20 protein-coding genes are annotated in these 24,867 nt (G+C 63.1%); 13 read left to right on the top strand and 7 right to left on the bottom strand.

Features of this window, described 5'->3' with window-relative positions:
- Positions 1 to 6 precede the first annotated feature (6 nt).
- From nuoI to HV753_RS20825, 8 genes are all read left to right on the top strand, one after another.
- Positions 7 to 495, top strand: coding sequence for an NADH-quinone oxidoreductase subunit NuoI (gene nuoI, locus HV753_RS20860; RefSeq protein WP_006223758.1), 489 nt, complete (start codon positions 7 to 9; stop codon positions 493 to 495).
- 17 nt (positions 496 to 512) lie between these two features.
- On the top strand, positions 513 to 1,169 hold the full coding sequence (locus HV753_RS20855) for an NADH-quinone oxidoreductase subunit J (protein WP_175176494.1): 657 nt from the start codon (positions 513 to 515) through the stop codon (positions 1,167 to 1,169).
- Positions 1,166 to 1,474 (top strand): NADH-quinone oxidoreductase subunit NuoK, encoded by a 309-nt coding sequence (nuoK, locus tag HV753_RS20850; RefSeq protein WP_175176493.1) that lies wholly within the window; start codon positions 1,166 to 1,168, stop codon positions 1,472 to 1,474. The genes HV753_RS20855 and nuoK overlap by 4 nt, the downstream gene beginning before the upstream one ends.
- Positions 1,475 to 1,491: 17 nt before the next feature.
- Positions 1,492 to 3,519 (top strand): NADH-quinone oxidoreductase subunit L, encoded by a 2,028-nt coding sequence (nuoL, locus tag HV753_RS20845; RefSeq protein WP_175176492.1) that lies wholly within the window; start codon positions 1,492 to 1,494, stop codon positions 3,517 to 3,519.
- Positions 3,516 to 5,018 carry an NADH-quinone oxidoreductase subunit M gene (locus HV753_RS20840; RefSeq protein ID WP_175176491.1) on the top strand — a complete coding sequence of 501 codons (1,503 nt, stop codon included), beginning with the start codon at positions 3,516 to 3,518 and terminating at the stop codon, positions 5,016 to 5,018. Before nuoL ends, HV753_RS20840 begins: the two co-directional genes overlap by 4 nt.
- A 9-nt stretch (positions 5,019 to 5,027) precedes the next feature.
- Complete coding sequence (gene nuoN / locus HV753_RS20835) at positions 5,028 to 6,512, top strand: NADH-quinone oxidoreductase subunit NuoN (RefSeq protein ID WP_175176490.1); 1,485 nt, start codon at positions 5,028 to 5,030, stop codon at positions 6,510 to 6,512.
- 3 nt (positions 6,513 to 6,515) lie between these two features.
- Positions 6,516 to 6,845: a DUF2818 family protein gene (locus HV753_RS20830; protein ID WP_175176489.1), complete on the top strand. Its 330-nt coding sequence runs from the start codon at positions 6,516 to 6,518 to the stop codon at positions 6,843 to 6,845.
- Positions 6,846 to 7,170: 325 nt separating this feature from the next.
- Positions 7,171 to 9,432: a TonB-dependent receptor gene (locus HV753_RS20825; protein ID WP_175176488.1), complete on the top strand. Its 2,262-nt coding sequence runs from the start codon at positions 7,171 to 7,173 to the stop codon at positions 9,430 to 9,432.
- Between the two features lie 69 nt (positions 9,433 to 9,501).
- Here HV753_RS20825 and serB read toward each other — a convergent pair whose 3' ends face one another.
- Complete coding sequence (gene serB, locus HV753_RS20820) at positions 9,502 to 10,359, bottom strand: phosphoserine phosphatase SerB (RefSeq protein ID WP_175176487.1); 858 nt, start codon at positions 10,357 to 10,359, stop codon at positions 9,502 to 9,504.
- A 25-nt stretch (positions 10,360 to 10,384) separates the two neighbouring features.
- Positions 10,385 to 13,867 (bottom strand): transcription-repair coupling factor, encoded by a 3,483-nt coding sequence (gene mfd, locus HV753_RS20815; RefSeq protein ID WP_175176486.1) that lies wholly within the window; start codon positions 13,865 to 13,867, stop codon positions 10,385 to 10,387.
- Positions 13,868 to 13,896: 29 nt separating this feature from the next.
- Between mfd and ispD the strand changes: the two genes are divergently transcribed.
- The 3 genes from ispD (at position 13,897) to HV753_RS20800 (ending at position 17,375) form a co-directional block, all read left to right on the top strand.
- A complete protein-coding gene (gene ispD / locus HV753_RS20810) occupies positions 13,897 to 14,580 on the top strand; it encodes a 2-C-methyl-D-erythritol 4-phosphate cytidylyltransferase (RefSeq protein ID WP_175176485.1) in 684 nt (227 codons plus the stop codon).
- Positions 14,577 to 15,068 carry a 2-C-methyl-D-erythritol 2,4-cyclodiphosphate synthase gene (ispF, locus tag HV753_RS20805; RefSeq protein WP_175176484.1) on the top strand — a complete coding sequence of 164 codons (492 nt, stop codon included), beginning with the start codon at positions 14,577 to 14,579 and terminating at the stop codon, positions 15,066 to 15,068. The genes ispD and ispF overlap by 4 nt, the downstream gene beginning before the upstream one ends.
- A 267-nt stretch (positions 15,069 to 15,335) precedes the next feature.
- On the top strand, positions 15,336 to 17,375 hold the full coding sequence (locus HV753_RS20800; RefSeq protein ID WP_175176483.1) for a DUF4344 domain-containing metallopeptidase: 2,040 nt from the start codon (positions 15,336 to 15,338) through the stop codon (positions 17,373 to 17,375).
- A gap of 108 nt (positions 17,376 to 17,483) precedes the next feature.
- Here HV753_RS20800 and HV753_RS20795 read toward each other — a convergent pair whose 3' ends face one another.
- From HV753_RS20795 to risA, 4 genes are all read right to left on the bottom strand, one after another.
- On the bottom strand, positions 17,484 to 18,002 hold the full coding sequence (locus HV753_RS20795) for a carboxymuconolactone decarboxylase family protein (RefSeq protein WP_100857370.1): 519 nt from the start codon (positions 18,000 to 18,002) through the stop codon (positions 17,484 to 17,486).
- A 74-nt stretch (positions 18,003 to 18,076) separates the two neighbouring features.
- Positions 18,077 to 18,625: a peroxiredoxin gene (locus tag HV753_RS20790; RefSeq protein ID WP_006217982.1), complete on the bottom strand. Its 549-nt coding sequence runs from the start codon at positions 18,623 to 18,625 to the stop codon at positions 18,077 to 18,079.
- 59 nt (positions 18,626 to 18,684) lie between these two features.
- A complete protein-coding gene (gene risS, locus HV753_RS20785; RefSeq protein ID WP_454673266.1) occupies positions 18,685 to 20,079 on the bottom strand; it encodes a sensor histidine kinase RisS in 1,395 nt (464 codons plus the stop codon).
- A 34-nt stretch (positions 20,080 to 20,113) separates the two neighbouring features.
- Positions 20,114 to 20,848, bottom strand: a complete 735-nt coding sequence (gene risA, locus HV753_RS20780) for a response regulator transcription factor RisA (RefSeq protein ID WP_003813882.1) — start codon at positions 20,846 to 20,848, stop codon at positions 20,114 to 20,116.
- Between the two features lie 131 nt (positions 20,849 to 20,979).
- On the opposite strand from risA, the gene tsaB reads away from it, so the two are divergent.
- Entirely contained in the window at positions 20,980 to 22,239 is a 1,260-nt protein-coding gene (tsaB, locus tag HV753_RS20775) for a tRNA (adenosine(37)-N6)-threonylcarbamoyltransferase complex dimerization subunit type 1 TsaB (RefSeq protein WP_175176482.1), read from the top strand.
- Positions 22,236 to 23,216: a uracil-DNA glycosylase gene (locus HV753_RS20770; RefSeq protein ID WP_175176481.1), complete on the top strand. Its 981-nt coding sequence runs from the start codon at positions 22,236 to 22,238 to the stop codon at positions 23,214 to 23,216. Before tsaB ends, HV753_RS20770 begins: the two co-directional genes overlap by 4 nt.
- 78 nt (positions 23,217 to 23,294) lie before the next feature.
- Here the strand turns inward: HV753_RS20770 and lplT are convergent, their stop codons facing one another.
- Positions 23,295 to 24,608 (bottom strand): lysophospholipid transporter LplT, encoded by a 1,314-nt coding sequence (gene lplT / locus HV753_RS20765; RefSeq protein WP_175176480.1) that lies wholly within the window; start codon positions 24,606 to 24,608, stop codon positions 23,295 to 23,297.
- Positions 24,609 to 24,867: the final 259 nt, after the last annotated feature.

Below are 24,867 nucleotides of genomic sequence, written 5' to 3'. Positions count from 1 at the left end.
CAGGATATGGAAGCGATCAAGGATTTCTTCGGCAGTCTGATGCTGACCGAATTGCTCAAGGGCATGCGCCTGACGGGCAAGTATTTTTTCAAGCGCAAGGTCACCTTGCGTTATCCGCAGGAAAAGACGCCCACGTCGGCGCGATTCCGCGGCCTGCACGCATTGCGCCGCTACCCCAACGGGGAAGAGCGTTGCATCGCGTGCAAGCTGTGCGAAGCCGTGTGTCCGGCCTTGGCGATCACCATCGAATCGGAACAGCGTGATGACGGCTCGCGCCGCACCACGCGCTACGACATCGATCTGACCAAGTGCATTTTCTGCGGCTTCTGTGAGGAAAGCTGCCCCGTGGACTCGATCGTGGAAACCCATATCCACGAATACCACGGTGAAAAGCGCGGCGACCTGTATTTCACCAAAGACATGCTGCTCGCCGTGGGCGACCGCTACGAAGCCGACATCGCCCGCCGCCGGGCCGACGACGCTCCTTACCGTTGAAGCCCAGGGTCTGATCCATGACTTTTACCACTGTCCTTTTCTACATACTGGCCACCGTGCTGGTGATCGCGGCGTTCCGCGTGATCACCGCGCGCAGTCCGGTCACTGCTGTGCTGCATCTGATCCTGGCGTTCTCCAACGCCGCGATGCTGTGGATGCTGTTGGGCGCTGAATTCCTGGCGCTGCTGCTGGTGCTGGTGTACGTGGGCGCCGTGATGGTGCTCTTCCTCTTCGTCGTGATGATGCTGGATATCCGCATGGACACCATGCGCCAAGGCATGAAGACCTACCTGCCTTTGGGCCTGGTGATCGGTCTGGTGCTGGTGCTGGAAATGTCCTTCGTGCTGGGTTCCACCTGGTACGGCGCGGGTCCGCAAGCGCCGGTTGCCGGTGACTACAACAACGCCCGCGCGCTGGGCGAAGTCATGTACACCCAGTACGTCTACGCGATTGAAGTGGGTGCCGCTCTGCTGCTGGTGGGCATGGTCGCCGCGATTGCGCTGACCCTGCGTCGCCGCCGCGACGTGAAGTACAACGACCCGGTGGCCGCCGTCCGCGTGCGTGCCAAGGACCGCTTCCGCATGGTGAGCATGCCCGCCCAGAGCGAGCGCGCCCAGGCCAAGCGTGACGGTGCGTCCGCTGCCCCCGCCGCGCCCCAAGGAGAAAAAGAATGACGCTGACGCTGGCCCACTATCTGATTCTCGGGGCGATCCTGTTCGCCATCGGGATCTTCGGCATCTTCCTGAACCGCCGCAACCTGATCATTCTCTTGATGTCCATCGAGCTTGTGCTCCTGGCCGTCAACATGAACTTCGTGGCGTTCTCCAGCTGGTTCGGCGATACCGCCGGTCAGGTGTTCGTGTTCTTCATCCTGACCGTGGCCGCCGCTGAAGCGGCGATCGGCCTGGCCATCCTGGTGCTGCTGTTCCGCAACCTGAACACGATCAACGTTGACCAACTCGATCGCCTGAAGGGCTGACGGGGTATTGGAAGAAAATGTCTAGCTCACCCAATCTCTACTTGCTCATCGCGCTGGCACCGCTGGCCGGAGCAATTCTCGCGGGCCTTTTTGGCACCGGGTTCCTTGGCCGCCCCATCGGCCGCCGTGCGTCGCACGTCATCACCATCCTGGGCGTCTTGATTTCCGCCATTGGTTCGGTGGTGGTGTTGGGCGACGTGCTCAACGGCCTGCGCTTTGACGGCGCCGTCTACACCTGGAGCCTGATCGGTCAGACCAAGCTGGAAATCGGCTTCCTGATCGATCCGCTGTCGGCCATGATGATGGTCGTGGTGACCTCCGTGTCGCTGATGGTGCACATCTACACCATCGGCTACATGGCGGATGATCCCGGCTACCAGCGCTTCTTCTCGTACATCTCGCTGTTCACGTTCTCCATGCTCATGCTGGTGATGTCGAACAACATGGTGCAGCTGTTCTTCGGCTGGGAAGCTGTGGGTCTGGTGTCCTACCTGCTGATCGGTTTCTGGTACACCCGTCCGACCGCCATCTTCGCGAACATGAAGGCGTTCCTGATCAACCGCGTGGGTGACTTCGGCTTCGTGCTGGGCATCGGCCTGTTGTTCGCGTACGCCGGCACGATGCACTACGGCGAAGTGTTCGCCCAAGCCGACAAGCTGGCCGCGATGACCCTGCCGGGTTCGGACTGGATGCTGCTGACGGTGGCGTGTATCTGCCTGTTCATCGGCGCCATGGGCAAGTCGGCCCAGGTTCCGCTGCACGCCTGGCTGCCCGACTCGATGGAAGGCCCGACCCCGATCTCCGCGCTGATCCACGCCGCCACCATGGTGACGGCCGGCATCTTCATGGTTGCGCGCTTCTCGCCCCTGTTTGAACTGTCGGACGTCGCGCTGTCGTTCATCATCGTGATCGGCGCCATCGGTGCATTGTTCCTGGGCATCCTGGGCATCATCCAGACCGACATCAAGCGCGTGGTCGCGTATTCCACGCTGTCGCAGCTGGGCTACATGACGGTCGCGCTGGGTTCGTCGGCCTACTCGGTGGCGATTTTCCACCTGATGACCCACGCTTTCTTCAAGGCGCTGCTGTTCCTGGGCGCGGGCTCGGTCATCATCGGCATGCACCACGATCAGGACATCCGCAACATGGGTGGCCTGCGCAAGTACATGCCCATCACCTGGATCACCTTCCTGCTGGGCACGCTGGCTCTCGTCGGCACGCCGTTCTTCTCGGGTTTCTACTCGAAGGAAAACATCATTGAAGCCGCCGGCCACGCCAACGTCTGGGGCGCAAGCTTCGCGTACTACGCCGTGCTGATTGGTGTGTTCGTGACGTCGCTGTACTCGTTCCGCGTGTACTTCCTGGTCTTCCACGGCAAGGAACGCTTCGACACCAGCGACCACGGTCACGGTCATGGTCATGACGACCACGGTCACGACGATCACGGCCACGGCCATCATGGCGGCAAGCCGCATGAGTCGCCCTGGGTGGTCACGCTGCCGCTGATCCTGCTGGCGATTCCGTCGGTGCTGGTTGGCGCCTGGGCCGTGGATCCGATGCTGTTCGGCAAGTTCTTCAACGGCGTCATCACGGTGCTGCCGCAGCATCCGGCGATGCACGAATTGAACGAAGAGTGGCACGGCTGGGTCGCCTATGGCCTGCATGCCTTCCAGACCCTGCCGTTCTGGCTGGTCGTGGCAGGCGGCGTCATTGCCTGGTACTGCTACCTGATCAACCCGAAGGTTCCCGCCGCGATCAAGTCCAGCCTGTCTGGCGTGAACAAGGTGCTTGAAAACAAGTACTACGTGGATTGGGTCAACGAGCAGATCATCGCTCGCGGCCTGCGTGCACTGGGCCGTGGCCTGTGGCAGACCGGCGACCGCGGCATCATCGACGGCATCCTGGTCAACGGTAGCGCCCGCGTGGTGGGCTGGGTGGCAGCGGTCAGCCGCCACCTGCAATCCGGCTTCATCTATCACTACGCTTTCGCGATGATCATCGGCATCATGGCGCTGGTGACTTTCTTTGTGCTGATTCCCCAATGATGGCAAGCGAGATGGCATCCAACACTTTCCCCTGGCTCACGCTTGCGATCTTTGTCCCGATCGTATTCGGCCTGCTGGTGCTGGCGGTGGGCCGTGACGACCGTCCCGGTCTGACGCGCGGCCTGTCGCTGGCTGGCGCTGTCGCCGGTTTCCTCGTCACGATCCCGCTCTACACCAGTTTCGACAACACCACGGCTGCCATGCAGTTCGTGGAAAAGGCGTCGTGGATCGAAGCCTTCAACGTCAACTACCACCTGGGCATTGACGGCATTTCGCTGTGGTTCGTCCTGCTGACCGCCTTCATCACCATCATCGTGGTGTTGGCCGGCTGGGAAGTGATCACCAGCCGCGTGGCGCAGTACATGGCCGCCTTCCTGATCCTGTCCGGTCTGATGGTGGGCGTGTTCGCGGCGCTGGACGGCATGCTGTTCTATGTGTTCTTCGAAGCCACGCTGATCCCGATGTACATCATCATCGGTGCGTGGGGCGGCGATAATCGCATCTACGCGGCATTCAAGTTCTTCCTGTACACGCTGATGGGTTCGCTGTTGACCTTGATCGCGTTCATCTACCTGTGGCACGCCTCGGGTGGTTCGTTCGACATCCTGACCTGGCACCAGGTCAAGCTGGGCCAGACCGAGCAGATCCTGATCTTCGTGGCGCTGCTGGCGGCATTCGCGGTGAAGGTGCCGATGTGGCCCGTCCACACGTGGTTGCCGGATGTCCACGTTGAAGCGCCCACGGGCGGCTCCATCGTGCTGGCCGCGATCATGCTGAAGCTGGGCGCCTACGGCTTCCTGCGCTTCTCGCTGCCGATCACGCCGGATGCCTCGCACAGCCTGGCTGGCCTGATGATCACGCTGTCCCTGATTGCGGTGATCTACATCGGTCTGGTGGCGATCATCCAGGAAGACATGAAGAAACTGGTGGCTTATTCGTCGGTGGCCCACATGGGCTTCGTGACGCTGGGCTTCTTCATCTTCAACACGGCCGGCGTCGAAGGCGCCATCGTGCAGATGATCTCGCACGGTTTCGTGTCGGGCGCCATGTTCATGTGTATTGGCGTGCTCTATGACCGCATGCACTCGCGCCGCATCTCCGACTACGGCGGCGTGGTCAACGTGATGCCGCGTTTTGCCACGTTCTTCATCCTGTTCTCGATGGCCAACAGCGGCCTGCCGGCCACCAGCGGTTTCGTCGGCGAGTTCATGGTGATCATGGGCGCGGTCGAGCACAACTTCTGGATCGGCCTGTTGGCGGCTACCGCCCTGATCCTGGGTGCTTCGTATTCGCTGTGGATGGTCAAGCGCGTGGTCCTGGGCGACATCGCCAATGACCATGTACGTGCGCTGACCGATATCAACCGCCGCGAATTTGTGATTCTTGGCGTGATGGCGATCGCCGTGTTGTACATGGGGATCTATCCCAAGCCCTTTACCGACGTGATGCACGTGTCGGTCGAGGCCCTGCTGCAACACGTTGCCGTCTCGAAACTGTAAGACAAGACAATGATGCAATCCCAAATCGATTTCGCCCTGGCGACACCGGAAATCCTTCTGCTGGTTTTCGGCCTGGCTATCCTGCTCGTCGACGCGGTCAGCAATCACCCCGAGCGCAAGCCGACGTTCCTGCTGACGCTGCTGGCATTGGGCGTGCTGACCGTTGTGTCGGCCGTGCAATGGAAGAACGGCGTGGCGGGCAAGACCTTCCACGGCCTGTACGTCACCGACGAACTGTCGCACCTGCTGAAAATCGCGTCCTACATCGCCGTGGCCGCGACCTTGGTTTATGGCCGTGTGTATGCGCAGGTCCGTGACATGCTCAAGGGCGGCGAACTCTACGTCCTGACGCTGTTTGCGTTGCTGGGTCAGATGGTCATGATTTCCTCCGGGAACCTGATCTCCATCTACCTGGGCCTGGAACTGATGTCGCTGGCGCTTTACGCGCTGATCGCCCTGCGTCGTGATGACGTCGTGGCCACCGAAGCCGCCATGAAGTACTTCGTGCTTGGCGCATTGGCCTCGGGCTTCCTGCTGTACGGCATGTCGATGGTCTACGGCGCCACCGGTCACCTGGACCTGGCTGAAGTCTCCAAGGTCATCGCGGCTGGCAAGGCCGAGAAGATGGCGCTGGTGTTCGGCATCGTGTTCCTGGTGTCGGGCCTGGCATTCAAGTTGGGCGCCGTGCCGTTCCACATGTGGGTGCCGGACGTCTACCAGGGTTCGCCGACCGCGGTCACGCTGATCCTGGGCGGAGCGCCCAAGCTGGCGGCTTTTGCCATCACGCTGCGTCTGCTGGTGGACGGCCTGCACGGCTTGGCCGCCGACTGGCAGCCGATGCTGATGATCCTGGCCGTGCTGTCGCTGGCCATCGGTAACCTGACCGCCATCGCGCAGACCAACTTCAAGCGCATGCTGGCGTACTCGACGATCTCGCACATGGGCTTCGTGCTGCTGGGCCTGATGTCGGGTTCGGTTGCCGGCAAGCCGGAACTGTCGTCGGCCGCCTACGGCGCGTCGCTGTTCTACATGCTGACCTACGTGCTGACCACGCTGGCCAGCTTTGGCATCGTGCTGCTGTTGTCGCGTCAGGGTTTCGAGTGCGAGCACATCGACGACCTGAAGGGCCTGAACCGTCGTAGCCCGTGGCATGCCGCCATCGTGCTGCTGCTGATGTTCTCGCTGGCCGGCATTCCGCCGCTGGTGGGCTTCTACGCCAAGCTGGCCGTGCTGCAAGCGCTGATCAGCGCTGGCCACGTGACGCTGGCCGTGATCGCGGTGCTGTTCTCGCTGATCGGCGCGTTCTACTACCTGCGTGTCGTCAAGGTGGTGTACTTCGACGAACCGGCGGCCGACGCTGCCCCGATCGTCGCCACGTGCGGCCAGCGCGGCCTGCTGTCGGTCAACGGCGCCATGATGCTGGTGCTGGGCCTGCTTCCGGGCGGCCTGATGGCACTGTGTGTCCAGGCGATCCGTTCGTCGCTGAGCCTGTAAGCCATGAACCAGACGCTGGCGGTTTGGCTGTTGATCGCACTGGCGCTTGTCAGCGCGAACCTCCCGTTCCTGACGGAACGGGTGTTCGCGATCTTGCCCTGGAAGCAGGGCGGGGCGACAGCGGTCAAGCCGTTCTGGTTGCGTCTGCTTGAAGTGCTGGTGTTCTATGCCATCGTCGGCGCGCTGGGATTCACGTTTGAATCCACGCTGGGCAACCGCTTCGCCCAGACCTGGGAGTTCTACGCGATCACCCTCAGCCTGTACCTGGTGCTGGCTTATCCGGGCTTCGTGTACCGCTATCTGTTCAAGCGGCATCCTCGGCTGCGCACCTGAAGGCCCGCAAATGCCATGAACGCCCCCTCAGGGGCGTTTTTCTTTGGTGCTCGTGAAATGTGCTGCATGCGCGATGGAATCGCGCTGTGACCTTTCCAGACGGGTTGGCGGGGATCGAAATTCATGGTGTTCCACACGATTGATGCGTCACCTTAAATTCCGCTATTTAGTGGCATTTATAACGATCTGGTAGTCATTAGTGTTGTTTTTTCATCTTTTAGATGAGCGGAATGCTTTCATTCAGGTTTCATTCAGTAGCTAGGATCAAAATCGCAACCGGTAAAAAAACAAGAATCGTTGCTATTTATATTCTGGAGAAGCTGGTTTGAAGCCCCAAGACTCGTATTCGCTGAATACGCTCGCTACCTCGTTGGCCGCCGCGATTGCCGCGCCCGCCCTGTTCATCAGCCCCTACGCCGCCGCGCAGTCCGCGGATTCGGGCGTGACGCAGCTTGCCCCGGTACGGGTGGAAGGCGAGGGGTCTTCCTACCAGACCACTACGGTGCCGTCGCCCAAGATGACCGCACCTTTGCTGGACACGCCGCGCACGGTGCAGGTAGTGCCCAAGCAGGTGATCCAGGATCAGGCCGCATCGACGCTGCAAGACGTGCTGCGCAATTCGCCCGGGATCACGTTCGGGGCAGGCGAAGGCGGCCGCCCGGGTGGCGATTTGCCGATCATCCGGGGCCAGAACGCAGCGGGAAGCCTGTTCCTGGACGGTATCCGCGACTCCAGCACCCAAGTGCGCGACACCTTCAATCTGGAACAGGTGGAAGTGATCAAGGGGCCCGACTCGGTGTATTCCGGCCGTGGCGGCGCGGGTGGCAGCATCAACATGGTCAGCAAGGCGCCAAAGGCGACGGACTTCACGGAAGCCACCGCCCAGATCGGCACCGACAACAACTACCGCGCCACCATCGACGGCAATTGGCGCCTGGCCGACAAGGCGGCATTCCGCCTGAACGTGATGGGCAACAAGGGCGACGTGCCCGGCCGCGACGATGCCGTGAACTTCGAGCGCTGGGGCGTGGCGCCTTCGTTGATGCTGGGCGTGGGCACGCCGACGCGCATCACGCTGAGCTACTACCACTACCAAGACGACAGCATGCCGGACTACGCCATTCCGTATGACCCGAAGACGGGCCAGCCGGTGACGGAGACGATGGGCGTGAGCCGCAAGACGTTCTACGGCCTGAAAGGCCGGGACTTCATGAGCACACGCGATGACGTTGCCACGGTCGATTTTCAGCATGATTTTTCCGACAAGCTGCAATTGCGCAACGTGACCCGCTACGGACGCGGCACGACCGATTTCGCGGCCACCAACCCGGACGACAGCAAGGGCAACGTGCCCAACGGCCTGGTTTACCGTGCGTTGAAGTCGGGCTACTACGTCACGAAGAGCTTCGCCAACCAAACGGACCTGACCGGCGAGTTCGACACCGGCAGCTTGAAGCACACGTTCGACCTGGGCTTTGAGTACAGCAACATCAAGCAGAACAAGGACAGCTACACCCAGACCATCGCCAACGGCCCCATGGCGTGCAAGGTCAGTGCGACGGACTTGTCCAACCCGGCGTTGTGCGCCTCTTTGTGGAACCCGGACCCGGGCACCGACTACACCGGCCACCTCACCCGCAACGACAATCCTGCGCGCTACAACACGGATACGACGGCGGTCTACGGTTTCGACACCATCAAGTTCAACGAGCAATGGCAAGCCAGCCTGGGTGCGCGGTGGGACAACTACCGCACCAGCGGCAGCAACATCGCGAAGGGCCGCAGCGATCCGGCGGGCACACCCGCGTTCTACAGCACCAGCCGCCAGGACAGCCTCTTCAACTATCAGCTGGGCATGGCCTACAAGCCGGTGCCCAATGGCACGATCTACGCGACCTACGGCACGTCGTCCACGCCGTCGGCCGTTGCCGCTGGCGCGATCAGCGATGCGGCGTCGGTCACGAGTTCATCGCTTGAGCCGGAAAAGAGCCGCACCGTGGAAGTGGGCACGAAATGGCAGGTCTTCGATGACCGCCTGACGCTGTCGGCGGCGGCATTCCACGATACTCGCAAGAATACGAGCGTTGCCGTGTCCGCCACGGAAGTGGCGCAAGTGGGCGAAGCGAAGGTGCGCGGTATCGAACTGGGCTTCTCGGGCAACATCACGCCCAAGTGGAACGTGTTCGGTGGCTACACCTTCATGGACAGCGAAGTGACCAAGGGCGCCTACAACAGCGGCGCCGTCGGCCAGGACCTGCCCAACACCCCTCGCAATGCCTTCAGCCTGTGGACGACCTACAAGGTCATGCCCAAGCTGACGGTCGGCGGCGGCGCTTACTACGTGGATAAGCAGTACGGCAATTCGGACGCCTCAAGCAACGCCGACGGCACGCCCAAGGCGCGCTGGGTGCCTTCCTACTGGCGTTTCGATGCCATGGCTGCCTACGAATTCAACGAACACTTCTCGGCGCAATTGAACGTGCTGAACCTGTTCGACGAAACGTACTACACCAAGGCCTACGCGGCGCACTATGCGGCGCTGGGCACGGGCCGCGCGGCATTGTTGTCGCTCAGGGTCCGGTACTGATCGGATGCCAGAATGGAAAAAGCCACCGCGAGGTGGCTTTTTTCATGATGCGGCAGTGCTGAGGGCGGGTTAGCTTTCGAACCAGTTCAGCACGCCGTCCAGCCCTGTCACGTTCAAGGCAAAACGGGTCTGTTCGCGCACCAGCGGCTTGGCGTGATAGGCGACGGGGAAGCCCGCGGCGCCCAACATCATCAGGTCGTTGGCGCCGTCGCCCATGGCAATGATCTGTTCTTTCGTGGCGCCATGCGCACGCGCGAATTCGCGCAGGTAGACCGCCTTGGCGGAGGCGTCCAGGATGTCGCCCACCACCTGGCCAGTCAGCAGCCCGTTGTCGATTTCCAGCGTGTTGGCGTGCGCGCTGTCCAGCTTCAGGCGTTCGCGCAGGCGATCCGTGAAGAAGGTGAAGCCGCCGGACACCAGCAAGACCTTGATGCCGGCCGCCTGGGCCGTGCTGATCAGCCGCTCGGCGCCCGGGTTCAGCCGCAGCTTTTCCACATAGACCTGTTCCAGCGCTTCGGCCGGCACGCCTTTGAGCAGCGCGACCCGACGGCGCAGGCTTTCCGCGAAGTCCTTGATCTCACCGCGCATGGCGGCTTCGGTGATCTCGGACACCTTGTCCTTCACGCCAACCACGCCCGCGATTTCATCGATGCATTCGATGTTGATCAGCGTCGAATCCATATCCATCGCCAACACCTTGCACTGCGACAGCTTCAGGCCGGCGGGCAGGAAGGCCACATCCACGCCTTTGCGTTCAGCCCAGGCCACGACTTCAGCGCGGGTCAGGGCGTCGTGCTGCACATCCAGCAGGCGCGCGGCCGTGTTGCTGATGCGAGCCACGCCCTGCGCTTGGGCCAGGGCGGCCAGTTGTTCTGCGTGTTCGATGCTCAAGCCAGGAGATTGAACGACAAGGTGATGGGTAGTCATAAGGGATCGGAAAGAGGGGCGTGGTTCACTTCAAGGCGCGCAGGACGGCGCGCACGGCATCGGCGCGGGCAGCGATCTGAGCAGCCTTGATCTCAACCCGCAATTTATCCTGTCCTGCCAGTTTGATGTTGCGCTGGCGTTGCACAAGTTCGATGATCCGGGCCGGATCAACCGAGGTCTTGGGTCCGAACTGCAACAGGGCCTGTGTTTCGCTGGCATCGATCTTCACGATGCCCAGCGGTTGCGCGGCCAGGCGCAGGCGGTGCGTGGTCAGCAGCGTCTGCGCCGCTTCGGGCAGTTTGCCGAAGCGGTCGATCAGCTCTTCCTGGATGTGGATCAGGTCGTCTTCGTCAGCGGCATGGGCCAGGCGCTTGTATATGCCCAGGCGTGCGTGCACGTCGGCGCAGTAGTCCGAAGGCAGCAGCGCGGGTGCGTGCAGATTGACCTCGCAAGCCAGGTTGAAGGGCGCGTCCAGATCGGGCTCTTCTCCCGCCCGCAGCGCGCGGACGGCTTCGTTCAGCATCTCGTTGTACATCGAGAAGCCCACTTCCTGGATGTTGCCCGATTGCGAATCGCCCAACACTTCGCCCGTACCCCGGATCTCCAGGTCATGCATTGCCAGGTAGAAGCCGGAACCCAGTTCCTCCATGGCCTGAATCGCTTCCAGGCGCTTCTTGGCATTGTTCGTGATGGCGTCTTCGCCCGGCGTCAGCAGATAGGCATAGGCCTGGTGGTGCGAACGTCCGACGCGGCCGCGCAACTGGTGCAACTGGGCCAGCCCGAAGCGATCGGCGCGATGGATCACGATGGTGTTGGCGCTAGGCACGTCGATGCCCGTTTCAATGATGGTGGTGCACAGCAGCACGTTGTAGCGCTGCTGGTAGAAGCCCTTCATCACCTGTTCCAGCTCGCGCTCGGGCATCTGGCCGTGGGCGACCGCAATGCGGGCCTCGGGCACCAGTTCCTCCAGGCGGGCGCGGCGGTTGTGGATGGTCTCGACCTCGTTGTGCAGGAAATAGCACTGGCCGCCGCGCTTGAGCTCGCGCAGCAGGGCCTCGCGCAGCGTGCTGCCGTCTTCACGACGCACGAATGTCTTGATCGCCAGGCGCTTTTGCGGCGCGGTGGCGATGACCGAGAAGTCGCGGATGCCTTCCAACGACATGCCCAGCGTGCGGGGAATGGGCGTGGCGGTCAGGGTCAACACATCGACCTCGGCGCGCAGCGCTTTCAGTGTTTCCTTTTGGCGCACGCCGAAACGGTGCTCTTCGTCGATGATGACCAGTCCCAAACGTTTGAACTTCACATCTTTGGACAGGATCTTGTGCGTGCCGATGACGATATCGACGCGGCCATCGTTGATGCCTTCGATGGCGGCGGCCACTTCCTTGGCCGAGCGGAAGCGCGACAGCTCCACGACGCGCACCGGCCAGTCGGCGAAGCGATCCGAGAAGGTCTGGGCGTGCTGTTCGGCCAGCAGGGTGGTGGGGCACAACAGGGCAACCTGCTTGCCGTTGGCCACCGCCAGGAAGGCGGCGCGCAGCGCCACTTCGGTCTTGCCGAACCCCACGTCGCCGCAAACCAGCCGGTCCATCGGACGGCCGGAGGTCATGTCGGCGATGACGGCCTCGATCGCGGCGGCCTGGTCGACGGTTTCTTCAAAGCCAAAGCCTTCGGCGAAGGCCTGGTAGTCGTTCAGCGGCAGGTTGAAGGCAAAGCCTTCGCGCGCGGCCCGCTGGGCGTACAGCGCCAGCAATTCGGCCGCGGTGTCGCGCACCTGGCGGGCGGCCTTGCGGCGTGCCTTGTCCCACTGGCCGGAACCCAATTGATGCAACGGCGCGGCGTCCGGGTCGGCGCCGCTGTAGCGGGCGATCACGTGCAACTGCGACACCGGCACATACAACGTGCTGCCGTTGGCGTATTCAAGATGGAGAAACTCCATCTCGCCTTCGCCCATGTCCATATTGACCAGGCCGTGGTAACGGCCGATGCCGTGCTGCGCATGGACGACGGGGTCGCCCGCGCGCAGTTCGGAAAGATCACGCACCATCGCTTCGACGTTGCTGGCGCGTTCCTGATCGCGTTTGCCGCGCCGGCTGGTCGTGGCCAGGCCTGGGTACAGATCGTTTTCGGTCAGGAAGGCCAGATTGGCCTGCGGCAGTCCGAAGCCCGTGGTCAGCGGCGCGGCGACGATGCCGAAATTCGCGTCCGACGCCAGGAAGGCTTCAATGGAGTCAGGCTGCGCGTCGGGCGTGACGCCGAACTCGTTCAGCATCTGCACCAGCGTTTCGCGCCGGCCGGCGGAATCCGCGCACAGCAGCAGGCGGGTCTGGCGGGTTTGCACCAGCGCGCGCAGCTTGGCGATGGGATCGTCGGAGCGGCGTGCCACGCTGACGTCGGGAATGGTGCTGAAGTCGGGATGCGGTTCGCCGGCGGTCAACGACAGGCGGCGGAATTCCTTCAGGCGGGAATAAAGCGTTTCGCTGTCCAGGAACAACGCCGACGGCGGCAGCACCGGGCGTTCGCGGTCGCTCTTCAGGAAGCCGTAGCGGCTGGAGGTGTCGTGGTTGAAGCGCTGGATCGCGTCATCAATATCGCCGACGGTGACGGTGACGGTCCCAGCGGTCAGATAATCGAAAAGTGTTGCCGTTTCCTCGAAGAAAAGCGGCAGGTAGTATTCGACGCCCGCAAAAGGGATGCCATTGCCGATGTCTTTGTAAGGCAGGGCGCGGGACGGATCGCCTTCAAAGATCTCGCGGAAGCGTGCGCGGAAACGGGTCCGCGAATCTTCATCCATCGGGAATTCGCGGCCGGGCAGCAACTGGACCTCGCGCACGGGGTACAGGCTGCGCTGGGTGTCCACGTCGAAGCTGCGGATGGTTTCGATCTCGTCGTCGAACAGGTCCAGCCGGTAGGGCACGGCCGACCCCATCGGGAACAGGTCGATCAGGCCGCCGCGCAGGCAGAATTCGCCCGGCGCCGTGACCTGGGTGACGTGGTTGTAGTTGGCCAGCGTCAGTTGCGCGCGCAGCGCGGCTTCGTTCAACTTGTCTTTTTGCTTGAACGAGAAGGTGTAGGCCGCCAGGAATGCCGGCGGCGCCAGCCGGTACAGCGCCGTCGTGATGGGCACCGTCAGCACGTCCACCGTCTTCATCATCAGCGAATGCAGTGTGTGCAGGCGCTGGGAAATCAGGTCCTGGTGCGGTGAGAATGAGTCGTAGGGCAGCGTTTCCCAATCGGGCAGCTGCCGCACACGCAGGTCCGGCGCGAATAGCTGGATCTCTTCCGCCAGACGCTGGGCCTCCAGCGGCTCGGCGGTCAGGATGACCAGCGGGGTGGACGCTTGCCGCGCCAGATCCGCCAACAACCAGGCGTCTCCCGAGCCCGGCGGGCGGGGCTGCGCATAGCGCGCGCCGGGTTTCAGCGCGGACAGGGTAGGGGCGGTCGCAGGAACGGGCGGCGCGGCGGTGGCGGAGGAAGTGGGGGTGGGCATCAGGGTGGAAGCAGGCATCAAGCGGAAGATTATAAAATCACCGAACCATGTCTGACTCAATCATTGCGATCGTTCCCGCCGCAGGCGTCGGCGCCCGTGCCAGTCGGCCCGGCGCGCAGCCCGTGCCCAAACAATACCGTCCATTGGCCGGACAGCCCATGTTGCGCCACGCGGTGCGCGCATTGTTGGCGGACGACCGAGTGTCCCAAGTGCGCGTCGCCGTGACGCCTGGCGACGGCTGGGTCGATGCGGCGCTAGCGGGTTTGCCCCGCACCGTGTGGCGAGCCTGCGGCGGCGCGACCCGTGCCGATACCGTTGCCGGTGCGTTGGCGGACAGTGGCGTGGCCGACGACGCCTGGGTGCTGGTCCATGACGCGGCGCGTCCTGGCTTGCCGGAAGCCGCGCTGCGCCGCCTGATCGACGCCTGCCTGGTTGACCCCGTGGGCGGGCTGTTGGCCTTGCCGGTGGCCGACACGGTCAAAGGCGGGCACGAGCGGGTCGAGCGCACGCTGGACCGCAGCGGCTTGTGGCTGGCGCAGACGCCGCAGATGTTTCGGGCCGGCGTGTTGCGCGATGCGCTGACGGCGGCCTCCGTGAATGGCGTGACCGTCACCGACGAGGCTTCAGCCCTTGAAGCGGCCGGATACGCGCCCTTGCTGGTTCCGGGCGCCTTGCGCAACTTCAAGGTGACTTGGCCGGATGATTTTGAACTGATGGAAAAATGGCTATGAGCATTCCTTTTCGCGTCGGGCAGGGCTTTGACGTGCACGCGCTGGTCGAAGGCCGCCCGCTGATCATCGGCGGGGTCACGATCCCTCACACGCACGGCCTCTTGGGGCATTCCGACGCGGACGTGCTGCTGCATGCGATCACCGACGCGCTGCTGGGCGCGGCGGGCCTGGGCGACATCGGCCGGCACTTCCCGGACACCGATCCGGCCTTCAAGGGCGCCGATAGCCGCGTTCTGTTGCGCGAGGCCATGGCGCGGGTACGCCGCGCGGGTTGGGCGCCCGTGAACATCGATGCGACGTTGCACGCGCAGGCACCCAAGATCGGCCCGCACGCGCCCGCCATGGTGAAGAACATCGCGGCGGATACGGGCCTTGCCGAGACCGAGGTCAACATCAAGGCGAAGACCAACGAGGGCCTGGGCTATCTGGGCCGCAAGGAAGGCATTGCGGCCACGGTCGTTGCGCTGTTGGCTCGCACGGACGCTTGATGTCGCGTGTCGCCAATTGGCGACGTCGTCCCCCTACCGAAAACCCCGGGCCGCCGGGGTTTTTACTTTGATATACATCTTTAACAAATAAATAAGCGGGTCGGATGGTTCTGGAATATTCTGCGCTCCTCAATCTGCCCACCAAGAGATATTCAGATGCGTTTACGCGGCGTCGCCCTGTTTTCCGCCCTAGTTGCACTCAGTGCGCCCGCACACGCCGAGTTTGAACAGCAGCTGGGTCCCCTGGCGAGCGTTGTAAGACAACAAATGCTGCAAGGGTGGACGGGGGAGGTGCAGGACGGCTGGTTCACCTTGCGCAATCCGGCCACGCCGGGCAGCGAACAGACGTTTTATCTTCGCGTAGGCCCTGCGCCCGAGCAGGGCCGCGTCACCGACGTGAACGTCGTGCTCAATTCCCAGAATCCCAAGGCTTCCATTGGCGTGGCGCTGAACAATCGCGCAACCAAGGGCTTGTGCCTGATCGAGATCACCGCCGACAAGAACACCATCCTGTTCTGTCTGGAAGGTGACAAGCGCCGCGATATCGCCACGGTTCCCAGCCTGGCCAAGCTGGATGGCTCGGACCGCATCAAGGTGGTCGAGTTGCCGGGCGCAGCCCGGTTCATCGTGAACGGCAAGATCATCGGCGACGTGACCGATTCTTCCGCCGTGGGCGGCGATATCGGCATCATGGCGTACGACGTGGGCACGTTCGGCATTGCGGACTTTTCGATCAATACCGACCTGGCGCCCCGGCAGGGTGCGCCTGCGCAACAAGGCGGCGGCTTGCCCCCGCGTAGTGGCGCTGGCGCGTCGGCTCCGCAACCTGCCGGCTTGCCGCCGCGCGGGGGGGCCGCGGGTGGCGGCGCCAGCGCGCCGCAGAGCACGCAGCTGCCCGCGGCAGCTCCGGCTCCCAACAGTTCGGGCGGTTCCGGCTTGCCCGGCGCGGGTCCGTATCCGCGCTTTGGCGGTGACACCATGCGTATCGTGTCGGTGTACATCGGCATCATGCGCAGCATTTTCATGCATGAGTTCGGCCATGCGTTGATCGGCGAACTGGAATTGCCGTCCACGGGCGCCGAAGAAGACGCGGTGGACATCTACGCCGCCTTGCAGATTGTTGAGCCGACGATGTACCCGTCGTCCGACGAGGACACGAACACCATGGCGCGCGACGCCGCGACTTACGCGGCCTTGCAGTGGTATTACAGTGGCAAGCTGGCGGAAAAACGCGGGGCGTCCGAAACGTCGGCCTGGCAGGATGAGCACACCGGCGACCTCAAGCGCTTTCGCAACATGCTGTGCATCATGTATGGCGGCAATCCGTCCGTGTTCGAATCGGTCGCCAAACACGTGGGCCTCGAAGATAGGACGAAGGCGCGCTGCTCTGACGAATTCAACAAGCAGAACCGCGCCTGGCGCCGGATCCTGGCTCCGCACACCCGCGTCGGCACCTGGTCGCCCGACGGCCAGCAACCGGCCAACGCGCCCGGCGCACCGGTCAATGTGGTGTTCGAACCGTCCAAGCGCAAGATCGGCAATCTGTTCGCCAACAACCTGTCGGACGCGATTTCGGCCAACATCAAGCTGCTTGGGCAAACCTATGTGCTGCCCCGGCCGGTGAACGTGGTGTTCAAGGACTGCGGCAAGCTCAACGCCTGGTACAGCCCGCGTGAAGGCTCGATCACCATGTGCTATGAGCTGATCGAGAACATTGCCGTGATGATTTCCGACATCGAAATGGGTACGGTGGGCGGTGAAGTCGTGGCCGCAGGCGGCGGCAAGGCTCCGCCTCAACAACCGCAGCAACAACCCCGTCAGGCGCCGCCGGGACAAGGCATGCCGCCCAGCGCCATCGACGAACTCAAGGACATGGGCGTGCCGCCGACGTCCCTGCTGTTTGCGGCACCCTACAAGGGGCCGACGCCCAATCAGATCTATCGCGCCAAGCTGATCACGACCGGCGACCTGGTGGGCATGATCAAGAACGACAAGAATCTGCTGATCGTCGACACCAGCGGGTTGCGCGATACCTTGCCGATTTCCTATCCGCTGCCTGATGCCGGCTCGGACGGCAGCGTCACCGACAATCTGCAAAGTGCGTTGGACGATTGGCTGCTGAAAAAGGCGAACAACAATCGCGGTCAGGCCGTGGTGTTCGTGGGTGCCGGCATGAACGATCGTTCGTCGTATAACGCCGCGTTGCGCGCCGGATCGCTCGGCTGGTCCGCCTATTGGTATCGCGGCGGCGTCGAGGCGTGGGTCGCCAATGGCTTGCCCACCACGGCGGACATGAAGAAGCAGTAAGCGGCGACGCTACAAGGGGGAAGGGCATCGCCCGGCCCGCCAAAGAGAAACCCGCCTGTATGCACAGGCGGGTTTTTTATTGCGCAGGGCGTTTGCCGCAGATCGGGCTTACTTGCCTTGAGCAGCCAGCGCCAGGGCGGCGGCGTTCACCACGGCGGCAATACGGCCAGCGTCGCGCAGCTGTTCGGTCGACACGCCGTCGTTCTTCAGGTTTTCATAGTGCGAGGCCACGCAGAAATGGCACTTGCCGATGATCGAGGCCACCAGCGCGAACAGCTCGAAGCGCTTCTTTTCCACGCCGCCGTGGGTGGCGTAGGCATTCATGCGCAGTTGGGCAGGCAGGCTCTTCAGGTTGGCATCGCCCGTCATTTCCACGTACGGATACCAGGTGTTGTTCATGCCCATCAGCGCCGAGGCGGTCAGGGCGGCATTGGCGTCGCCTTCCGACAGGCCGCTCTTGAAAGCTTCCACCAGCACCGGGCTGCGCGCGGCGTAAGCAGCGGACAGGGCGGCGCCCACGGCATCTTCAGGCGCCAGGGTGGAACGGGCAATGACGGCGTCCAGATTCAGGCGGATGTCCTTGGCCCAATCCGGCAGCTGTTCCTTAATGGTCGTAAGAAATTCCATAGTTTTTACCTATAATCTAGCGCAATTAAAGCCCAGCGCGGGGCCTGCAAGCAGACCCCTGGCCGGGCTGGAAATTACAGCGTGGCGCCGCCAACCGTACGGTTGCACGGGCACAGCTCGTCGGTTTGCAGACCGTCGAGCAGACGCAGCACTTCTTCCGGGTTACGGCCGACGTTCAGGTTGTTCACCGAAACGTGCTGGATCGTGTTGTCCGGATCAACGATGAACGTGGCGCGCAGAGCAACGCCAGCACCCTTTTCACGGACGCCCAGTTGGTCGATCAGGGCACCGGTGGTGTCGCCGAATTGGTAGTGACCCAGCTTGTTCAGGTCCGGGTGCTCACGACGCCATGCCAGCTTGACGAATTCGTTGTCGGTCGAGCCGCCCAGCAGGACGGCGTCGCGGTCTTCGAAATCCTTGGCCAGCTTGTTGAAGCCGACGATTTCGGTCGGGCACACAAACGTGAAGTCTTTCGGGTAGAAGTAGATCACCTTCCACTTGCCGGGGAACGAGCTTTCGGTGATGTCTTCAAACGCCGACACGCCATTTTCTTCGTGCTGGTTGAAGCCGGGCTTGACGCCGGTGACCTTGAAGGGTTCGAGTTTGTCGCCAACAGTTTTCATGTGTACTCCCAGTAGTTGTTGGTGGAAAGAAGGCAGTGCTTCAAACCATAAATTCTACGCTATGGATTATCGTTGTCTAATTGATAATTCCTAAACTTGGCTTTGGGCAACTCTATCCGGGCGGTCAGGCCGCCGCCCTCTCGGGGAAGCATCCGTAGCGCCCCGCCCACGTGCTTGAGCAAGCGTTCGACAATCGCCAGGCCCAGCCCCGCGCCGCTGACGCCGGTACGTGCCGCCTCGCCGCGCGAGAAGGGGCGCAGCAGGCGGTCCACGTCTTCGGGGGCGATGCCGGGGCCGCGGTCAGCGACCTCGATGACGATCATGCCGCCCTCAGCTTGCAATGTCATGACCAAATGCGCCATGCCATCGCTGGAACGGCCGTAGCGCCGGGCGTTCTCGATCAGGTTGCTGACCACGCGCTTCAAGTCCAGCGCCGTGATCCGGGCGCGCAGCCCCGGTTCCAGCGAAGCGTCCAGCTCTCCGCCCAGCGAGGCCGTGTGGCTGCGCTCGCGTTCGTAGAGCTCGGCCAGGACCGCCGAAATATCCGTTGCCAGCTGAGGCAGCGTGCCGGCGGGGCGCGCGTACTCCATCAACTGACCGATACTGTGGTCGATCTGGCCCAGGTCTTCGTCGATGGCCTGGCGGGCGTCTTCCGACACGCCGCTCAGTTCGATCTCAAGCCGCATTCGGGCAAGCGGCGTGCGCAGGTCGTGGGAAATCCCCGCGAGCATCAGTTCCCGGTCGGCCTCGGCTTGCCGCAAGTCTTTGGCCATGCGGTTGAACGAGGCATTCAGGTCGCGGATTTCCAGTGGCCCCTGTTCGGGCAGGGCCGCAGGGGTTTCGCCCCGCGACAGCACTTGCGCCGCCCGGGCCAGCCTGGATAGGGGCCTGTTGACGAAGCCCACCGACACCGCCGCCCCGACAAGGGACAGCAGCAACGCCGTGGCGCCCCAGCCCAGCCATTCGATCCCGCCTGTCAGCCCGATCTGCTCGCGCTCGAACACCAGCCAATACAGGTCCTTCTCTATCTGGAAACTGACCCAGAAGCCGGGCACCTGGTTCACGCCCCAGGCAATCTGCGTTTCCGGGCCGAAGCGCGTGCGGATGTGCTGGGCAACGCGCTGCCAGTAGTCGTCGTCGGGAAGGGCTTCGGCGAAGTCGGTGACTTCGCGCGGATAGACCTGAATGCCCTCGTTGGTGGCCAGGTCCAGCAGGAGTTTGCTGCGTTCGCCGTTATGCGAGTAGATCAGTGCCGTGCGTGTGATATTGACGGCCGTGATCACCCGCTGCGCCATTTGATTGGCGCGCGGTCCCAGCTCCATGCTGAAGAAAACTTGTAGCCACGCCCCCAGGCTGACCAGCATCAGCGCGGCAAGCAACAGGAACGTGCGGCCGAACAAGCCGAGCCGCAAACGTGAAGTCAGGTTCCTGAAGGTTCTGCGCAAGCGGGGCACGAGGCTGCGCTCCTGCCCAGGGCGGGCCAGCCGATCAGCTACCACCGTCCGGCACAAACACGTATCCGAGACCCCAAACGGTCTGGATGAACACGGGCTTGGACGGATTGGGTTCGATCAGTTTGCGCAGGCGCGAGATCTGAACGTCGAGGCTGCGATCGAAGGCTTCGTATTCGCGGCCGCGCGCCAGCTCCATGAGCTTGTCGCGGGACAGAGGGATCTTCGGATGGCGCGCAAATACCTTGAGCACCGAGAATTCGCCCGTGGTGATGGGCACCTGTTCGCCGTTGCGCGTGAGCGTGCGGGTGGACAGATTCAGCACGTAAGGACCGAAGGCGATGGATTCGTTTTCCTGGCTGGGGGCGCCGGGATGTTCCTCGGTGCCGCGGCGGCGCAGGATCGCGTTGATCCGTGCCAGCAGTTCCCGGGGGTTGAACGGTTTGGACAGGTAGTCGTCCGCGCCCATCTCCAGGCCTACGATGCGGTCGATTTCTTCCGCCTTGGCCGTGAGCATGATGATGGGGGTATTGTCGTGGCCACCGCGCAGCCGGCGGCAGATGGACAAGCCATCTTCACCGGGCAGCATCAGATCCAGCACGAGCAGGTCGAAATGCTCGCGTTGCCAGAGTTTGCCCATCTCTTTGGCGTCTTCGGCAACGAAAACGTTGAATCCCTGCTCGGACAAATACCGGCGCAGTAAATCGCGCAAGCGCGGATCATCGTCGACGACGAGGATTTTTCGGGTGGGGGTGGTGTTTTGCGTATTCATGGCCGGAAATGTAACAGTGACAAGAACCAGCGGCTAGTGGGCGTTCACAAGATATTACACATTGCGAACGATGGTTGAAATCCCCCTTACAACCGGGGGCGTCGTCGCCGTATTTCGTACAATCTGCATCTATGGAACTAAACCTGCTGGCTTTGGAAACTTCTTCGTCCCGTTGCGGCGTGGCCCTTTTGCGGTCGGTCGACGGCCGCCTGGAGGTCAGGACCCGGGAGCACGAGGGATCCCAGGAGCACGCGGAACGGCTCTTGCCGATGGCCAACGAGCTACTGGCCGAGGCCGGACTGGCCCCGTCGGCCCTGCATGCGGTGGCGTTTGGCCAGGGTCCCGGCGGGTTTACCGGGCTGCGCGTGGCTTGCGGCGTCGCCCAGGGCATGGGCCTGGGCTTGGGCATACCCGTACTGCCCATCGTATCCCACCAGGCGGTTGCTGCCCAGGTGACGGACGCCACAGTGTCCGACGCCATTGTCGTGGCGCTGGACGCCCGCATGAACGAGGTCTATCTGGCGGTTTACCGCCCGATTGCCGCCTCGGAAGGGGAGTCCGGCTGGGAAGTCTTGCAGTCGCCGCTGCTGATCGCGGCGGCCGAGGTCGTGCCCTGGACCGCGCACCACCTGCCCATGTGGTCGGGCGAGGCGGGCCAATCGTTGAATCTGGTGCTGGCCGGTGACGCCTGGGACGCCTATGCGGCTGACATGGCGCACCCCGCCGGATGGCGCCGTGCCGCTGATGCGCAACGGCCGGAAGCCGCCAGCGTGGCGTGCCTGGCCCGCCTGGGTTGGTTGCGCGGCGAGGCCCTGCCGCCTGAACAGGCCGCGCCGCTCTACGTGCGCGACAAAGTGGCCTTCACCACGGCTGAACGCATGCGCGGCGAAGGCGGCAACCCCAAGGCGCAGCCATCGCTGGCGCCCCTGGTACCCCAGCCGCTCACGGAAGCGGATCTGGATGAGGTCGTGGCATTGGAAGCCCATGTGCAGGCGTTTCCCTGGACTCGCGGCAATTTCGCGGACGCTCTGGCCGCCGGGTACGGCGCCTGGGTGTTGCGGCGCGACGGCAAGGTAGCGGGTTTCTGCATCTTGATGTTCGCGCCTGACGTGGCGCACCTGCTGGTGATTGCCGTGGACAAGCATTTGCACCGCCAGGGGTTGGGCGGCGTGCTGCTCGATTGGTGCGAGCAGCAGGCACGCCAGCGCGGCCTGGAAGGCGTCTTGCTGGAAGTCCGCCCGTCCAATGCGTCGGCGGTCAGCTTCTACCAACATCATGGTTATCTACAGATTGGCGTGCGCCGGGGCTATTACCCGGCCGCAAAAGGGGCTCGTGAAGACGCCCTGGTCCTGCAAAAGCGCTTTGCCGTCCTGACGGAGGAAGCGGCATGACCTTGCCGACCGCCGTCCCTAAGCCGGCAGCCCCTCGCGTCAATCCCTTGCAGCGCATCTGGCTGCGGGAAATTGGCATGGAGCGCCTGTGGATGCGCCCCGCGCCGGCTGCGGCTCGTCCGGCCGTTGTGCCGCAAGTGCCTGTTTCAAAAGCGGTTTTGGAAGCGCCCGGCCTTGCGCCGGCGGTCCTCTCGCCGAACGCGGCACCTGCGCCAGTCACGTCCGCCGCGCCTGAACAAGTCTCTGGCGACGCGGTGGCGCCTCAGCTTGTCGTTCCAACCGAACGTGCGACCGGGCGCCCAGGTATTCCGGCGTCCATCCTGACCCGTACCGGCCCGCCGCCTCGTCCCGTGGCCAAGGCGGCTGCGGAAGAAACCGCCGAAGCGCCGCGTATTTCGGTGGCGGACGCGGCCAAGAACGCGACGCTGGATGAACTGCGCGAGCAAGTCGTGGCGTGTACCGCCTGTGGCCTGTGCCAAGGTCGGCGTCATGCCGTATTCGGACAGGGCGCAACGCCTACCCGTTGGCTGGTCGTGGGTGAAGCCCCGGGCGAGCAAGAGGACCGGCAAGGCCACCCCTTCGTGGGCCGCTCGGGCCAGTTGCTGGACGCCATGCTGGCCGCCGTGGGCATGAGCCGCGACACCGACGTGTTCATCACCAACGTGATCAAGTGCCGTCCTCCGGGCAACCGCAATCCCAAGCCCGAGGAAATCGCGTCTTGCAGCCCGTACCTGATGCGGCAGATCGCCTTGCTGAAGCCCGAGCGCATTCTGGTGCTGGGCCGCTTCGCGGCGCAGACCTTGCTGGGAACGGATGCCACGATCGGCAGCCTGCGCGGCCGCGTGCATCAATTGAAAACGGACGAAGGTGCGCAGATTCCGGTCATCGTCAGCTACCACCCGGCCTATCTGCTGCGCAGCCCGTCCGAAAAGGCGCGCGCCTGGCAGGACTTGAAACTGGCGTCGCGCATGGTCTGATTGCCCGCCGGCTGCGGCAGGGACAGACAATAAAAAAACCGGGCTTGTGCCCGGTTTTTTTATTGGGATATCAACAGCTTAGTGCGTGGAATCCAGGGCGCGGCCGTGGCCTTCCTGGCCGATCTGATCGTGCAGGCCGGGGTTGGCCAACATGTTGCGCTTGCTCCAGCGCATGAACACGACCATCAGCACGGCGACGACGGTGCCAAAGATGACGATGATGATGTTGATCGGCAGTTGCAGCCACAGCAGCAGGGTGTACATCGCCACCATCAGCAGGATGTTGAGCTGTTCGTTGAAGTTCTGCACGGCAATGGAATGGCCGGCCGACAGCAGCACGTGGCCGCGATGTTGCAGCAGGGCGTTCATCGGCACCACGAAGAAGCCCGCCAGGCCGCCCGTGATCAACAGCAGCAGGTAGACGCTCCAGGGCGAATAGACCAGCGGCATCAGCAGCACGACCAACCCCATGGCGGCACCGACCGGCAGCACGGCCAAGGCGCGGCGCAGCGGGATGCGGCCGGCCAGGATCGACCCCACCACGGTGCCCAGCGCGGCCACGCCCATCAGCATCGAAGCCTTGTCCAGCTGATAGCCCAGGTGGCTGCGGCCCCATTCAATGACGATCAGCTGGAGGGTTGCGCCGGCGCCCCAGAACAAGGTGGTGACGGCCAGCGAGATCTGTCCCAGCTTGTCCTTCCACAGCACACAGACATAGCCCCAGAACGTGCGGATCAAGCGCACCGGGTTCTTTTGCTGCGGCGGATAGCGCACATGGGTGCGCGGAATCATCAGGTTGCACAGCGCTGCCAGCAGATACACGAAGGCGATCACGAGGATGGCCGCCTCGGCAGGCGTGCGGACCAGGCCGCCGATGAACGAGTGGCTGAGCAGCGCAGTGGAAACCGAGGACGAGATGAGCAGGCCGCCCAGCACGGTGCCAAGGATGATGGAGAAGACGGTCAGGCCCTCGATCCAGCTGTTGCCCTTGACCAGCATGTGCGGGGGCAGCATTTCGGTGACGATGCCGTATTTGGCGGGCGAGTACGCGGCAGCGCCGATACCCACGACGGCGTAGGCCGCGCACACCAGATACGTCTGATATTCGGGGGCGACGCCAATGCTGGCGTACGAGAACATCAGCAGGCAACCGGCGACTTTCAGGGCGTTGGTGGAGAACATCACCCGCCCCTTGGGGAAGGAGTCCGCCAGGGCGCCGACAAAGGCGGCCAGCACCACGTAGGCCAGCGCGAACGACCATTTCATCATGGGCGCCAACCAGTCGGGGCCATGCAGTTCCTGTATCAAGGCGATTGCTGCGATGAACAGCGCATTGTCCGCCAATGACGAGAAGGCCTGCGCGGCCATGACCAGATAGAAACCACGTTTCAAGAATGTCCCCGTTCTTTGGCCTGGGCCTGGCCAGTCCGCGTGAAAATTATGTGTCGTGCCAAAAAGTGTCAGGGAGTATAGCCGGTGGCCGGACGGGAACCCATTGAGCGTTTGCCCGCGGGTTGACCGTTGTTCACGTTTAGGGACAGACTGCCTGCGGTATCATACGACCCATGTGTGAGCCGGCCCTTGATGGGCCGGTTTGCAATCTATGCGGCAGGTCCGTTAACGCCTTTCGTTCAACCCACCCCGTCGTCAT

Origin of the sequence: Achromobacter pestifer (assembly GCF_902859625.1) — a bacterium.
In the GTDB taxonomy this organism is placed as follows: domain Bacteria; phylum Pseudomonadota; class Gammaproteobacteria; order Burkholderiales; family Burkholderiaceae_B; genus Achromobacter; species Achromobacter pestifer.
This window is presented reverse-complemented; position numbering and strand designations above follow the sequence as displayed.